The organism is uncultured Shewanella sp. (genome assembly GCF_947501225.1).
Lineage (GTDB): Bacteria > Pseudomonadota > Gammaproteobacteria > Enterobacterales > Shewanellaceae > Shewanella.
Genome location: NZ_CANMUW010000012.1, coordinates 23,835 through 37,586 on the forward strand (window position 1 = coordinate 23,835; position 13,752 = coordinate 37,586).

At 48.2% G+C, this 13,752-nt stretch carries 12 protein-coding genes and 1 riboswitch; of the genes, 6 read left to right on the plus strand and 6 right to left on the minus strand.

Annotation, left to right across the window (positions count from 1 at the left end; translation table 11 throughout):
• Nucleotides 1-96: 96 nt before the first annotated feature.
• The 3 genes from hslR (at nucleotide 97) to Q1B47_RS15860 (ending at nucleotide 3,197) form a co-directional block, all read left to right on the plus strand.
• A complete protein-coding gene (hslR, locus tag Q1B47_RS15850; RefSeq protein ID WP_299795591.1) occupies nucleotides 97-495 on the plus strand; it encodes a ribosome-associated heat shock protein Hsp15 in 399 nt (132 codons plus the stop codon).
• Between the two features lie 95 nt (nucleotides 496-590).
• A complete protein-coding gene (gene hslO, locus Q1B47_RS15855) occupies nucleotides 591-1,451 on the plus strand; it encodes an Hsp33 family molecular chaperone HslO (RefSeq protein WP_299795593.1) in 861 nt (286 codons plus the stop codon).
• A 204-nt stretch (nucleotides 1,452-1,655) separates the two neighbouring features.
• Nucleotides 1,656-3,197, plus strand: coding sequence for a phosphoenolpyruvate carboxykinase (locus tag Q1B47_RS15860; RefSeq protein ID WP_299795595.1), 1,542 nt, complete (start codon nucleotides 1,656-1,658; stop codon nucleotides 3,195-3,197).
• 85 nt (nucleotides 3,198-3,282) lie between these two features.
• Here Q1B47_RS15860 and Q1B47_RS15865 read toward each other — a convergent pair whose 3' ends face one another.
• On the minus strand, nucleotides 3,283-3,909 hold the full coding sequence (locus Q1B47_RS15865; protein WP_299795597.1) for a CatB-related O-acetyltransferase: 627 nt from the start codon (nucleotides 3,907-3,909) through the stop codon (nucleotides 3,283-3,285).
• Nucleotides 3,910-4,303: 394 nt separating this feature from the next.
• Here Q1B47_RS15865 and Q1B47_RS15870 point away from each other — a divergent pair, with 394 nt between their 5' ends.
• The gene (locus Q1B47_RS15870) at nucleotides 4,304-6,151 is read left to right on the plus strand and encodes a M14 family metallopeptidase (RefSeq protein WP_299795599.1); all 1,848 of its coding nucleotides are present in this window, start codon (nucleotides 4,304-4,306) and stop codon (nucleotides 6,149-6,151) included.
• A gap of 42 nt (nucleotides 6,152-6,193) precedes the next feature.
• Here Q1B47_RS15870 and Q1B47_RS15875 read toward each other — a convergent pair whose 3' ends face one another.
• Together Q1B47_RS15875 and Q1B47_RS15880 are read right to left on the minus strand one after the other, a co-directional pair.
• Nucleotides 6,194-7,063, minus strand: a complete 870-nt coding sequence (locus Q1B47_RS15875; RefSeq protein WP_299795601.1) for a transporter substrate-binding domain-containing protein — start codon at nucleotides 7,061-7,063, stop codon at nucleotides 6,194-6,196.
• Nucleotides 7,064-7,203: 140 nt separating this feature from the next.
• Nucleotides 7,204-8,007: a class I SAM-dependent methyltransferase gene (locus tag Q1B47_RS15880; protein ID WP_299795604.1), complete on the minus strand. Its 804-nt coding sequence runs from the start codon at nucleotides 8,005-8,007 to the stop codon at nucleotides 7,204-7,206.
• 248 nt (nucleotides 8,008-8,255) lie between these two features.
• On the opposite strand from Q1B47_RS15880, the gene Q1B47_RS15885 reads away from it, so the two are divergent.
• Nucleotides 8,256-9,011, plus strand: a complete 756-nt coding sequence (locus Q1B47_RS15885; RefSeq protein ID WP_299795605.1) for a hypothetical protein — start codon at nucleotides 8,256-8,258, stop codon at nucleotides 9,009-9,011.
• A gap of 108 nt (nucleotides 9,012-9,119) precedes the next feature.
• Here Q1B47_RS15885 and Q1B47_RS15890 read toward each other — a convergent pair whose 3' ends face one another.
• The 3 genes from Q1B47_RS15890 to Q1B47_RS15900 all read right to left on the minus strand — a co-directional run bounded on the left by Q1B47_RS15890 (nucleotide 9,120) and on the right by Q1B47_RS15900 (nucleotide 11,940).
• Nucleotides 9,120-9,299, minus strand: a complete 180-nt coding sequence (locus Q1B47_RS15890) for a hypothetical protein (protein ID WP_299795607.1) — start codon at nucleotides 9,297-9,299, stop codon at nucleotides 9,120-9,122.
• 266 nt (nucleotides 9,300-9,565) lie between these two features.
• The gene (locus tag Q1B47_RS15895) at nucleotides 9,566-9,820 is read right to left on the minus strand and encodes a GIY-YIG nuclease family protein (RefSeq protein WP_299795609.1); all 255 of its coding nucleotides are present in this window, start codon (nucleotides 9,818-9,820) and stop codon (nucleotides 9,566-9,568) included.
• Nucleotides 9,817-11,940: a S9 family peptidase gene (locus Q1B47_RS15900; protein ID WP_299795611.1), complete on the minus strand. Its 2,124-nt coding sequence runs from the start codon at nucleotides 11,938-11,940 to the stop codon at nucleotides 9,817-9,819. The genes Q1B47_RS15895 and Q1B47_RS15900 overlap by 4 nt, the downstream gene beginning before the upstream one ends.
• 404 nt (nucleotides 11,941-12,344) lie before the next feature.
• Nucleotides 12,345-12,616, plus strand: a riboswitch (FMN riboswitch).
• A 179-nt stretch (nucleotides 12,617-12,795) separates the two neighbouring features.
• On the opposite strand from Q1B47_RS15900, the gene ribB reads away from it, so the two are divergent.
• Nucleotides 12,796-13,449 carry a 3,4-dihydroxy-2-butanone-4-phosphate synthase gene (ribB, locus tag Q1B47_RS15905; RefSeq protein ID WP_299795613.1) on the plus strand — a complete coding sequence of 218 codons (654 nt, stop codon included), beginning with the start codon at nucleotides 12,796-12,798 and terminating at the stop codon, nucleotides 13,447-13,449.
• Nucleotides 13,450-13,752 lie beyond the last annotated feature (303 nt).

Below are 13,752 nucleotides of genomic sequence, written 5' to 3' on the forward strand. Positions count from 1 at the left end.
AAGCTGGTCGCTATATTAGGTGATCACAAGACTAAAAAGCGATTTTATTACCCAGCATGTGAAGTCGCCCATCATTAATTTCACTATGGAGACTCGATGAGTAAGTCGTCCGAACAACCAAAAGCCGTCCGTCTGGATAAATGGCTATGGGCCGCACGCTTCTATAAGACCCGTGCCATCGCAAAAGAGATGATTAATGGTGGCAAGGTTCACTACAATGGGCAGCGTACAAAATCCAGTAAAATTGCCGAACTGGATGCAGTGATCAAACTACGGCAAGGTTATGACGAAAAAGAGGTCGTTATAAAAAAACTGTCAGATCAGCGTCAAAAGGCAACATTTGCACAAACTCTGTACCAGGAAACGCCTGAAAGCATTGCTAAAAGAGAGACCTATGCTGAGGCGAGGCGCTTAAATGTACTGAATAACCCGGCTCCGGACCATAAGCCGGATAAGAAGCAGCGCCGACAATTAATCCGCTTCAAGGGGAGTTAATATCGAGTTCACCATTGAAGTCGCGATAAAAGGCCATATATTAAACACCAACAGAATAGTTTTATACCGAATGACATTGTGAGATTGAGAGATAAATGAGTAAAGACAATTTGCACCGCTACCTATTTGAAAATGCTGACGTCCGTGGCGAGTTGGTACAACTTGAGAAGAGTTATCAGGAGATCCTCTCGGCTCATACCTACCCGGCTCAAATCCAGGAGTTGCTGGGTGAGCTGATGGCCGCAACATCTCTGTTGACGGCAACACTTAAGTTCAGCGGTGATATCAGTGTTCAGCTTCAAGGTGACGGCCCGGTCTCACTCGCAGTGATTAACGGCAACAACCTTCAGCAGCTCAGAGGCGTTGCACGCTGGGACGGTGAACTGGCCCAGGGTGCCGACCTGCAGCAACTGTTTGGAAAGGGGCATATGGTTATCACGCTTACCCCAACAAAAGGCGAACGCTACCAGGGTGTTGTAGCACTGGATAAGGATTCTCTTGCGGCATGTCTGGAAGAGTACTTTACTCAATCGGAGCAGCTCCCCACTAAAATATCTCTGTTCGCCAACGGTAAACAGGCGGCCGGTATGTTGCTGCAGATCCTGCCGAGTGAAGCCGATCATAACGCCGAGTTTGAACACCTAGAGCAGCTTACCGCCACAGTTAAGGCCGAAGAGCTGTTCGACCTGGAGGCCGAGGAGGTGTTACACCGCCTCTATCATCAGGAGGAGGTTCGACTGTTTGACCCCATCGAAGTGACTTTCTCATGTACCTGCTCCAGAGAGCGCAGCGCCTCAGCGATTAGAACCGTATCGAAAGCTGAAATCGATGCGATCATCGCCGAACAGGGCAAGATTGAGATGGGCTGTGAGTACTGCAACACCACATATCACTTCGATTCAATTGATGTTGAAACAATTTTCAACAACACCCAGGCACCTGAAACGAAACAGTAGCCACGACTATCTCATAGTGAAATTCGGGAGGGCGCTTGTGAGCGCCCTCTTTTTTTGATTAAAAACACGATCTTCCTCACACATTCATATCTGCTTAAGTTACAATCACGTTTCAGCGCATCAAGACGCCGGTTTTTCAGAATAAAAATACAAGTCAGCAAAGACTGACAAATAATTCCGACCTTAAACATGGAGACCCTACAAATGGCGGATGGAACAGATCGTACCCACCTAAACCCCTCAACGGCACAACTCATTGAACTTGCTCTCGAACGAGGCGAAGGTGAACTGACTGCAAACGGTGCTCTAGTGGCAAAAACCGGTGAACGCACCGGTCGTTCGCCTAACGATCGCTTCATCGTTAAAGAGCCCGGCTCAGAAGCAGATATCGATTGGGGCCCGGTCAACAAACCCTTCGAGCAAGATGCCTTCACCGCACTATGGAACAGAGTCGAAGCTTATCTGGGTGACAAAGAGCTGTTTGTCTCAGAGCTGGAGGTAGGCGCAGATCCTGAACACTACCAACCGGTACAGGTCACCACCGAGACTGCCTGGCATCAACTGTTTGCCCGCAACCTCTTTATCGTACCGGAGCAGTTTAACGCTGCAGATAAACCTGTCTGGCAGATAATGAATGCGCCGGGCTTTGAATGCTTACCGGAAAGAGACGCTACTCACTCCGATGCTACCGTGATCATCAACTTTGCCGAACGCAAGGTGTTGCTTGCCGGCCTTAAGTACGCCGGTGAGATGAAAAAGTCTATGTTTTCGGTACAAAACTTCCTGCTTCCGGCAAAAGGCGTGCTACCTATGCACTGCTCGGCTAACGTCGGGATCCAGGGCGATACAACCCTATTCTTCGGCCTGTCAGGCACGGGGAAGACCACGCTGTCGGCCGATCCTAAGCGCTTTCTCATCGGCGATGACGAGCATGGCTGGGCACCTGGCGGTGTCTTCAACATCGAAGGGGGGTGTTACGCCAAGTGTATCGATCTGAGCCAGAAGAATGAGCCCGTTATCTGGGATGCGATCCGCTTCGGAACCGTTCTGGAAAACGTCACCATGGATGAGAATCGTATTCCCGATTACACCGACTCGACCCTTACGGAGAACAGTCGCGCCGCTTATCCACTGGAGCATATCGAACTGCGTAAAGAGGAGAACCGAGGCAATGAACCCCATGCGGTTGTCTTCTTAACCTGTGACGTTTCGGGTGTCTTGCCTCCTGTATCTATCCTCACCAAGGAGCAGGCTGCCTACCACTTCCTGTCGGGTTACACGGCTAAGGTCGGCTCTACTGAGATGGGATCGAGTTCTGCGATTCAATCTACTTTCTCAACCTGTTTCGGCGCACCTTTCTTCCCTCGCCCCGCAGGCGTTTACGCCGAGCTGTTGATGAAGCGTATCGAGTCATTCGGTAGTCAGGTCTATCTGGTCAATACCGGTTGGACCGGCGGCCCATACGGGATCGGTAAGCGTTTCGATATTCCAACGACCCGAGCCATCATAGATGCCATCGTCAATGACGATCTAAAGGGGGTCGAGACAGAGCATCTACCTAAGCTGAACCTGAATGTTCCTCTGGCTATTCCCGGTGTTGAGACAAAATTGCTCAATCCGGTAAACACCTGGGAAGACAAGGCTAAGTATGCAGAGTATGCCCAGCAGCTCGCCGAGAGCTTCACCGATAACTTCACTAAGTATCAGGTACCTGACTCGATTAAGAACGCTGGACCAAAAGCTTAGCCTGAATGTACCACCCCATTTGGATTGAAGATTAAAACAACATTCCCGGCCTGCTCACCCAGACCGGGATTTTTTTATCGGTGTCCTAGCCGTAAGCCTTTACCGCGTCTCTCAGCGCATCAATATCATCGCTGCAGAGGTGGCGCTTTAAGTCATCAAACTTCTCCCGGGGCCAGGAGTAGATATCCAGTGCCAATAGCTCGCCGATGAGCTCTGGGTTGAAACGATACTTGACCAGCTTTGCAGGACTTCCCGCCACCACGCTATAGGGTTCAACATCTTTGGTGACAATACTGTTAGCGGCGACGATAGCCCCCTCACCTATGGTCACACCCGGCATAACCATGGCTCGCATCCCCAACCAGCAACCATCTCCAAGATGCGTGTCCCCCTTACCCTGGTAAGACTCTTCGATATATTCCATGAAGGGGTATAAACAGAACCAGTCAGCCCTGTGGTTATGGTTGCCCCCCATAAGAATCACCACTTCGGCGGCAATGCAGACATAGTCACCGATATAAAGCTGATCGATATGCCAATTTGGCTCCCTGTTTTCACCCTCACGATCTCCGCACAGGTAACGGATCACAGACTCTTCGAAACCATTATCCCAGCAATCGCTGTAATAACTATGTGTGCCCTTGATATGAATATTCTTGTTTCGTACAACTTCATGCAACAGCTGAAATTTAGACCAGTGCTTTTTTGTCATGACAATTTTCTCTTAATATAATTTCTTAAGTTACCTCTGCCACGGAACGCTTGTATGTGGCGATGTGTTCACGTTCAAAACACATCACCTGTCAATTCTGGGATGATTTAATAGCGGAATCATTTTCATCATGTTCTCCTGCCTCTCTGACAGGCATTATAGCGAAACTTATTGATGCAGTAGTGAACTTGTTGAACAGAATTAGGCTCAACTTTCACTCATTCTCTCTTGGCTGAGATCTGAATGACCTCAACTGCAGCTCCCCATAAATCACAGGGAGTTATCCATTCAAAGAGATAGCAAATCAACCATTACGTGACCGCGCCTATTGTATTCATTAGTTATTTAATGAAAGATATCCGGCTAATAATAAAACCAATAATGAGTACCCGACATGTGTTTTAAGCACTTATCAGCCGCCATCTTAGTCAGCCTTTCAAGCTCCAGCGTTCTGGCTGACGATGAAGTCAGCTCTCAAGCAGCTGTGCCCCAAATAGCAACCACCTATATCAACGACAGCATATTGCCACCAACTATCGAGTGGCATGGCAGTAGTGAGGCCCTGTTACTCAGTGCCGAAGATGAATGGGCCACACCTTTCGAACAAAATGGACTCAAGACCAGCCCAGGCTATGACGAAACCTTCGCCTGGCTCGATAGGCTCATTGCACAAACGGATAAGCTAAAGAAGATCAGCCTGGGAAAGAGCCCTCAGGGCAGGGACATCTGGATGATCATAGCCTCTGAAGAGGGGGCCAATACCCCCGAGACTCTCAGAAAAAACAGCAAGCCCAGTGTGTTGGTGCAGGCTGGCATCCATTCGGGAGAGATCGACGGAAAAGATGCCGGTATGATGCTGCTGAGAGATATCATCATCGGTGATAAAGGTGCTCTACTGGATAAGGTTAACCTAATGTTCGTCCCCATTTTCAGTGTTGATGGCCATGAACGTTCTACACAATATAACCGGGTCAATCAACGCGGACCTGTCAATATGGGCTGGCGCACAACATCGAAAAACCTCAATCTGAACCGGGATTATGCCAAGGCAGACGCACTGGAGATGCAGCATATGCTGCGCGCCATCAATGAGTGGCAACCGGATCTGTATATCGATGTACATGTTACCGATGGCATAGATTACCAGTATGATGTCACCTTTGGTTACAACCAGCCACAGGGACTCAGCCCCGCCAGTTATCGCTGGCTCGAACAGGAGTATCGCCCGGCAATAGAAGCCGCACTTTCAGCGCAAGGGCATGTTCCGGGTCAGTTGGTATTTGCAATCGATAACACGGATATCACCAAAGGCATGTCTCTGTGGAATCCCAGCCCCAGATATTCAAATGGTTATGGCGATGCCCGTCACCTGCCGACCATATTAATTGAAAACCACAGCCTGAAACCCTTCAAGCAGCGGGTTCTCGGTACCTATGTCATGTTGGAGGCAACGCTTGAAACAGTTGGCAACCAATCGACTAAGCTCAGATCAGCCATTAAGCAAGATAGATACAGCTACCCACCACAACTCACCCTGACCTGGAAGAAACAGCAGCAGGAGGAGGGTTGGGACTTTAAAGGGATCAGTTACCGGTTAGAACAGAGTCCTATCAGCGGTAATGAGGTCGTACGTTGGACTGGTGAACCTAAGCTATACCCCGATCTCCCTGTCATAGGTAACTCAATGGCAGACATTCGGGTGCAGCGTCCCAGTGCCTACTACATACCACCACAGTGGCGCGAGGTTATCGAGCGACTCGATATCCATGGTATACGCATGACCCGGTTAGATGAGCCTACTCAATTAAATGTCGAGCAATACCGGCTTCGTCAGCCAGAGTTTTCCGGCAAGGACTACGAGGGGCGACAAAGGGTAAAAGCTAAAGCCGTGCTCCATTCCACCGATACCCTGTTACCTGCAGGCACAGTCAGGATAGATACCCGACAACCCCTTGGCGACCTGGCCATCTTGCTACTTGAACCTCAATCTCCGGACTCCCTGCTGCAATGGGGCTTTTTCAATCCCATATTTACCAGAACGGAATACATAGAAAACTATGCCGTTGAGCCTTTGGCTGCTCAGATGCTTCGGGAAAATCCGCAATTACAGGTTGAATTTAATGAAGCGCTCAAAGATCAGGCCTTCGCCGCTGACCCCAAGGCGCGTTTGCGATGGTTCTATCAAAGAAGCCCCTACTTCGACGAGCAATATCAGGTCTACCCCGTATTAAGGCAACGATAAGCCTGCGGTAAACAGCAGGTGCCACCATGACTGGCTGGTATTTCAGTCGGGTGGCACTTGTAACCATAATGCTTGATTATTAAGGGGAGTCGATGCTGATAGTGAGCGGTTTTCCAAAACAAATATCTTAGCGCCTTTGTACCGAGACAGTGGAAAAAGCATCCGCGTAACAGGGTGCCGCTCCATAAAGGCCTTTAACTCCCCGGTTTCTGCAAGTTCAAGCAACCCCTGCTCCAGCCTTACGGCAAGCCGATCGCTATCCTTACTAACAAACAGATACATAGGAAACCGATAGCTCAGCAGTATACTGTCAAAAGCGACAAGATCGCTCGCTCCTATTTGCTCAACCTCAGCATATACTTCAGGCAACCCACGGGGAAAGTAATCGCAACGCCCCTGCCTGAGCATGCTGTACATCAGCTCAAACCTTGACACCCGCTCGACCCGATAGCCGTTATCTTCTAATATATCCGAGTCGGGCCAATGATCGCCCTGGCAGGCAATCAGGGCCTTTAGTTGCCCGGCCATCACGATCTGAGTAAACTCCTGAACTTGCTCAGCCCGAATAACAGGCACCCTCATCCCAAGCAGCCCACCGAATAAAGGGACTCGAATTGCTTGATAATCCCGCTCCCGCTGAGTATTTGTCCCCGACCAGAACAGGTCGATATTGCCTTGGTTGAGCTCACTAAAGGCTCGCTTTTGCGAGATTGAGAGACTCGATTCAACGACCATAGCCTCACCAAATTCAGCTTCAGTGTGACTTAAAACCTTGTTAATAAGATCGATGTAATACTCATAACTGGCATCATCGCCGGTGTTTCGTTTCGAAACGGTTATCACCTCTTCAGAAGACGAGGGGAAAGGGGAAAAAAGCAGTGATACCAGAACCCAGCAGAAGAGTATTCTCATAGCAACAAACAGCAAAACAGGTGACTATTTTTAGCTTAGACCCAAAACTCAAATAGACAAAACCCAGGCCGGTGAAACGAGCAGTAGTGACAGATATGGTTGAGGCCCCGGTAATTGAGCCTCGATGCTTGGCTTGTCTGTTAATCCTGAACGGTAGGTTTTCTCGCCGAGACAGAGTAGCACAGGGGAATATTCTGCTGCTTATGCTGCATCCTGTATCGTATAACTTTCTCGCCCGACACCGAGTCGTGGATGCTCCCGGTCAAGCCCTCGAAACAGTCATAGGGGCTGAAATCAAATTCATTATAAGCCTTTAACTCCAGTCCGGCTTTCATCAGGGCATTTAACACCTCGGAGATGGGATGTGGCCAGCTCATCAAGGTATTTATCTCACCATCACAGTTCTCTGTATAGGTTCCCTCCTCATCTATATCCGGCTCTTTCTGGGCAAAATAACTATAGCCATCGAACAGCGCCTCCAATGGATGAAACTCTACCATATAAAACTGTCCACCAGCCTTTAAACAGTCGCTCACCACCCGCGCCCACCTATCCAGGTCCGGCAGCCAGGCTATGGCGCCATATGAGGTAAACACGATATCAAACTGACGAGCAACTTTTTCAGGGGTACTGTATACATCGGTACAGATAAACTCAGCCTCGGCCTCTATCTGCCTGGCAAGCTCTGCCGCTTTTTCTACCGCCGTCGAGGAGAGGTCGATTCCGGTGACCTCGGCACCCTCCCGTGCCCAGGATAAGGTGTCTAAGCCGAAGTGGCATTGAAGATGGAGTAAGCTTTTGCCCTTTACATCTAACTCACTCAGCTCTATCTCTTGCAGGGAACTATTTCCAGCCAGAAACCCTTCAACATCATAAAACTTCGAACCCACATGAACACTGGTACGCTTATCCCAGGCGGCTTTATTTATAGCCAGGTAATCCATCTCAACCCTCTTCTCTTAATTGCTGCGTATCCCATCACTATCGAGTTGAGAAAATTCACCAACTCCATAGGTCAAGCTCCCTACCTTTTGAGCATAAAAGCTAACACCTAAAGAAGAGAAACAAAACAACACAAGCAAAACACAAATAAAACAAATAGATACATAATTGGCACAAACAATGCTAATTGACCTGTGCAAACTCAATGCAATCAAATAAGAATAACTTTGATTTTAAAAGGAATAACAAGATGATCATGCGTCCCGCTCTCTTTGCCACTGTATTAAGCTTATCCCTCTCCGGATGCATCATTAATGTTAATGGTGCCGATATGAGCCCACTTGAACATCAACATAGGTCCATCCAACTCGATGCCAGTGAACTCAATGCTCTGGTTGCAGAAACAGGAGCTGGTTCGCTCGAAATCAAGGGAGTAGATGGCTTAACCCATATAACAATCGAAGCCGATATCTACACCCGAGATGGTGTAGATGCTGAACTTTCCCTCGAGCGTCAAGGAACGAAGGCGCATCTGATTGCCGATTTCGACTCTAATGTGAGCTTCGGAAACTCCCCCTACATGGATCTGGTACTGAAAGTTCCGTCACAGATGAAGATGGATATTGATGATGGCTCCGGCAGCATAGATATTTCAGGCGTTGATGCAGATATTAAGCTTCATGACGGCTCCGGCAGTATTGCTATACTGGGCGGAAAAAACCTTGATATAGAAGATGGCTCCGGTGGTATTACTCTGAAAAATGTCGATGGTGAGATCCAACTGGATGATGGCTCTGGCTCCATTGAGATAGAAGATGTCAACGGCGATATCACCATAAATGATGGTTCCGGCAGCCTTTCAGTAAAGAACGTACTGGGAAAAGTAACCATAGATGATGGCTCCGGTAGCATAGATGTCGTCAATACTAAGGGGTTAAACATCATAGACTCCGGCTCGGGTGATGTCAGTTTCGATCAGATAGATGGTCCGGTCAGCATGCATTAAGGCGCAGCCGACACCAAATAGTCTTCCCGGCGCGGGTGGCTAAGCCGGGCAATGTTACATTGTCCCAATTAGCCCCTGCCCACCCTCAGCTATAGCTATCCACTCGCCCTATCTCTTGCCCCTGGTCATGGCTTTACTCTTAACCTTAGTCGCCAGTTCTTCATATCGGTCATAAATTAGGGTGGCAAAATGCAGTATCAGTAGCCCATACAGGAGCCACTGGAACCCCGCCCCCTGAAGTTCTGTTCGATGAGAGTCTGGTTGGCATATCTGTTTTGTCAGCGGCATCATCATATTCCTCACGTTTGAGCTCAAGTAGAAGTTAAAGCAGGAGTTAAGAGTCACAACTACAAAAGATTACATCGAGTGAAGTGAAAGAAGTGTGAAGATACTGGTCAGAATATCTAAATTCAGCCCCATAATGATTAAACAATCTAGCTTATAAATTATAGATTGTTTAATGAAACAATATGATGGAGCGACATATCAGCGAGGTAAAAGAAGTTGGATCTATCTTCTCCCGACAAATAGGGCGAGCAGAGGTTTTCATAACCCTAACTGATCAAGGCAAGCTTTTTAGCCCTGGGCCAACGTTTAATTGTAATCTCCCTTTTCAAGGCATCAGACCTGGTCCCTACCGCCTCGTTATACACTAAGAGCAAAGGCCCCTTTCCACGCAAAAATTTTGCGGCTTTGGGCCCACCGGTTTGATGCTCCTTAAAGCGTCTCTCTACATCCAGTGTCACCCCGGTATAGAGATAGCCGTTGGCGCACTGGATCATATACAGGAACCACATAGGCTCACTCATCGAGCCTCAACCTCGTTAAGTCCCAGCAGGCCTAAAAGGAAGGCATATTCCTGAGCCGTATCCTGATACCTTCGATATCGGCCACTCTTGCCGCCATGGCCCGCCTCCATATCGATATGAAAGAGTAGCTGGTTGTTGTCAGTCTTATATTCTCTGAGTTTCGCGACCCATTTTGCAGGTTCAAAATACTGCACCTGTGAATCATGAAGTCCGGTCGTCACCAGCAGATGAGGATAGGCTTGATGCTTGATCTGATCATAGGGGGAATAGCTGAGCATGTAGTCAAAGTAGGGTTTCTCATTGGGGTTCCCCCACTCATCGTATTCATTGGTCGTCAACGGGATAGACTCATCGAGCATTGTCGTTACTATGTCGACAAATGGCACATGGGCCGCAACGGCAAAATAAAGTTCCGGAGCCTGGTTTATCACGCCTCCCATCAACAAGCCTCCGGCACTGCCACCGGCGGCAACAATGCGCTTCTTATCACCGTAGCCTTGCTCAATTAATCCTCTGGTCACGTCGATGAAGTCATCGAAGCTATGCTGTTTATTCAACATTCTGCCATCGTCATACCATGGTCTGCCTAACATCTCCCCACCACGAACATGGGCAATCGCATATACAACGCCCCTATCCAGCAAACTTAACACCGAGCTGTCAAAGTCGGGCTCGATCGTATGCCCATAGGCACCATATCCATATTGATAGAGCGGATTGGTACCATCTTTCTCGAAGGTATCCTTACGGTAGACTAAGGTGACCGGCACCCGGGTGTTATCTCTTGCAGTAATGAAAATCCGTTCCGCCTGATAGGCTTCGCTTTCAAATCCTCCTAAGACCTTCTCCTGCTTCAGTAGGGTTCGCGTCGGCAGATTAGTCAGGTCATACTCGTAGATTGACTCAGGTGTAGTAGGACTGGAGTAGTAGAGCCTTAACTTATCACTGCCCTGTCTGGCATTGATATCCAGACCCACCACATAGGCCGGATCATGAAACGGGATCTCAAAAGGCTCGCCCTCAACGTTTCCGTCCCGACAAATATCACTTTCGTCATCATAAGCCAGCGGGAAAACCCTAAGATGGCTCACCCCATGCTCACGGGTTTGCACAATTAAAAACTTCTCCAGCAGGAGAAAGTCTTCGATACGGTCTTGTTCACTTCCGGCAATGACCTCCTGCCACATCTGCTTATCGCCGAACTCTGTCTCACCGACCTTCATCAAGCGAAAGTTAACTGCCTTCCAGTTGGTCAGGATGTAGTAGGTACTACCCAGCTTAGCGACCGAGTATTCATGCCCCTCCTCTCGTGCCAGCAAGGGCTTAAACTCACCCAAAGGCATATCGGCATCGAGGACCGATACCTCGCTCGTAGTCGTACTCTCATTGAACAGGGTAATTCTGGATTCATCGAGTGACTTACCCAGAGAGATATAAAAACTATCGTCTTTCTCCTCGAATACCAAGATGTCTTCTGATTGTGGCGTCCCCAATTGATGACGAAAAACCTGAAACCCCAGAAGCGTTTTTGGGTCTTTGGCTATATAGAACAGGTGCTTACTATCGTTAGCCCACACGACGTGGCCATCGGTTCCGCTTAACTCATCCTCTAATAATTTCCCGCTGGCGATATCTTTAAAATAAACCCGATAGATACGGCGACTTAAGGTATCTTCCCCGAAAGCGATAATCGATTCATCCGGACTCACCGACACCCCACCAAGGCCGTAAAAATCATGACCTTCGGCGCGAAGATTAACATCCAGTAGCAGTGTTTCGACACCATTGGGTTCGCTTTGCCGTATCACCAGGGGATACTCAAAACCCGGTTTATAACGGCGGGAGTACCAATGAGAGTGCCAAAGATAGGGGACACTCGACTCATCTTTATCTAAACGACCAATAAGCTCATCAAACAGTGTCTGTTTAAACCCCTCCAAAGCGGAAAATTGTGCTTTCGTGTATCGATTTTCATCCGCTAAGTGTTCCAGCACCTTTCTGTTTTTCCTGGCATCATCCCTTAACCAGTGGTAATTATCGATACGTTTAATACCATGCAGATTCATCTCGGTAGGTATTTTCTCGGCAATAGGGGGACGAACAGAATCGGCAGGCGTCATAGAGGTGCATCCAACGGATAGGGTTAATAGGAGAAAACTCGAAAATAATTTATAAGTCATAAAGATTATACACATCCTTGTCAGGCTATACCTTCACCTTCCATTGAACATAGAGCCCTGGCCGGGTATATGGATAAAACCCGGCGATAAAACAGAGCAAGCAGGCTACTCTGCAGTGAATAAAACAATACAGTCAATGAGAGTAAAGCAATCGGATAGCTGTTTTCAATAAGGTTAGCTAAGCCGATGGCCCATATTTTGATGAAACTTTCCCCCTCGACGACATCCGATTATCGTTTTAAATACAGATCTAAGTTCACATTTGCTGTTTTGTCGCTTGTCATTTGTATAAAAGAAGCGCACCATGCTTGCGCTCGTCATCCTGACCACAGTCGGATATACGAGTAAATTCTCAGGGCGGGGTGAAACTCCCCACCGGCGGTGATAGCTTTCAGGTCAGCCTGAAACTTAAGCCCGCGAGCGCCCAAACCGACTTAATTATCCTCGAAGAGTTACCCTCGAAGGAAACCGGTCAGTTTGGGGTCAGCAGATCTGGTGACCTTTGGTTTTCAGCCCGGTTATTAAAGCCGCTGTAAGCCTGACTACTCCAGAGCCGACGGTAATGAGCTTACTACTGCGAGGTAGCGAGCCTGAGTCCGGATGAAAGAGAATGTAAGATAGACTGGCTACACACTATGGCGGGCCTGCACTCGAACGAGTGACTCAGTGCGCGAATGAATGTGTCTGATCAGTTTACCTCTTATTTCACACCCTCACTGTATCTGCAATGTCGGTGTCATTTTCTGCACGCCCTGATTCTGGAAAACCCAAAGTTGTTTATTAAGGATTTAAACCATGAATCAGTCATTACTATCCCCTTTTGGCACAGCTATCGAGCGTGTCGAAACCGCACTAGCTGCGCTAAAACAAGGCCGGGGTGTTCTCGTTGTCGATGATGAAGACAGAGAAAATGAAGGCGACCTCATCTATTCGGCCGAAACACTAACCAATGAACAGATGGCACTGCTTATTCGTGAAGGTAGCGGCATAGTTTGCCTTTGCCTTACCGATGAAAGAGTGAAGCATCTGGCACTTCCTCCCATGGTCGAGGATAACTCGAGCCAGTATGGTACCGCCTTTACTGTCAGCATAGAGGCGAAAGTGGGAGTCACAACCGGGGTATCTGCCGCCGATCGTGTTACGACAATCAAAGCAGCAATCGCGGATGACGCCCAACCCGAAGATCTGGCACGTCCCGGACATGTATATCCACTACGTGCCCAACCCGGCGGTGTTATGACTCGCCGAGGCCATACGGAAGGAACGATCGACCTGATGGTGCTGGCGGGTCTGAAACCAGCCGGCGTACTTTGCGAGATCACCAACCCAGATGGCACCATGGCCAGATTAGCCGAGATCATCAGCTTCGGAGCCAAGCATGATCTTCCCGTGTTGACCATCGAAGATATTGTCGAATACCGGAAGTCTTTAATGGCTGAAGCCAGTTAACCCTATACCAAAAGCTACGATAGTCACTAAACAAAAAGCAGAACCCCCTGCTTTTTGTTTATCGCCAATAACCTTATGAATAATATGGTTATTGGCAACCCTCACTGTCCTGTATATAAAACAATCACATATATTATCATTAATAAATATAACAAAAATAATGCTTTAGTCGAATCTTTGACACTCCATAAATAAAACCGTGACCTAGATTAGACTTCCATGAAATAACTATGACACATCTATGAAGCTATGATATTTATCCGTGACTCAATATTTTACGGTCCCCAATAGACTCTTGAAACA

Bases quoted from the DNA above. Each gene is read 5' to 3' on its own strand.
- hslR (WP_299795591.1), top strand. From the start codon at position 97: ATGAGTAAGTCGTCCGAACAACCAAAAGCCGTCCGTCTGGATAAATGG.
- hslO (WP_299795593.1), top strand. From the start codon at position 591: ATGAGTAAAGACAATTTGCACCGCTACCTATTTGAAAATGCTGACGTC.
- Q1B47_RS15860 (WP_299795595.1), top strand. From the start codon at position 1,656: ATGGCGGATGGAACAGATCGTACCCACCTAAACCCCTCAACGGCACAA.
- Q1B47_RS15865 (WP_299795597.1), bottom strand. From the start codon at position 3,909: ATGACAAAAAAGCACTGGTCTAAATTTCAGCTGTTGCATGAAGTTGTA.
- Q1B47_RS15870 (WP_299795599.1), top strand. From the start codon at position 4,304: ATGTGTTTTAAGCACTTATCAGCCGCCATCTTAGTCAGCCTTTCAAGC.
- Q1B47_RS15875 (WP_299795601.1), bottom strand. From the start codon at position 7,063: ATGAGAATACTCTTCTGCTGGGTTCTGGTATCACTGCTTTTTTCCCCT.
- Q1B47_RS15880 (WP_299795604.1), bottom strand. From the start codon at position 8,007: ATGGATTACCTGGCTATAAATAAAGCCGCCTGGGATAAGCGTACCAGT.
- Q1B47_RS15885 (WP_299795605.1), top strand. From the start codon at position 8,256: ATGATCATGCGTCCCGCTCTCTTTGCCACTGTATTAAGCTTATCCCTC.
- Q1B47_RS15890 (WP_299795607.1), bottom strand. From the start codon at position 9,299: ATGCCGCTGACAAAACAGATATGCCAACCAGACTCTCATCGAACAGAA.
- Q1B47_RS15895 (WP_299795609.1), bottom strand. From the start codon at position 9,820: ATGAGTGAGCCTATGTGGTTCCTGTATATGATCCAGTGCGCCAACGGC.
- Q1B47_RS15900 (WP_299795611.1), bottom strand. From the start codon at position 11,940: ATGACGCCTGCCGATTCTGTTCGTCCCCCTATTGCCGAGAAAATACCT.
- ribB (WP_299795613.1), top strand. From the start codon at position 12,796: ATGAATCAGTCATTACTATCCCCTTTTGGCACAGCTATCGAGCGTGTC.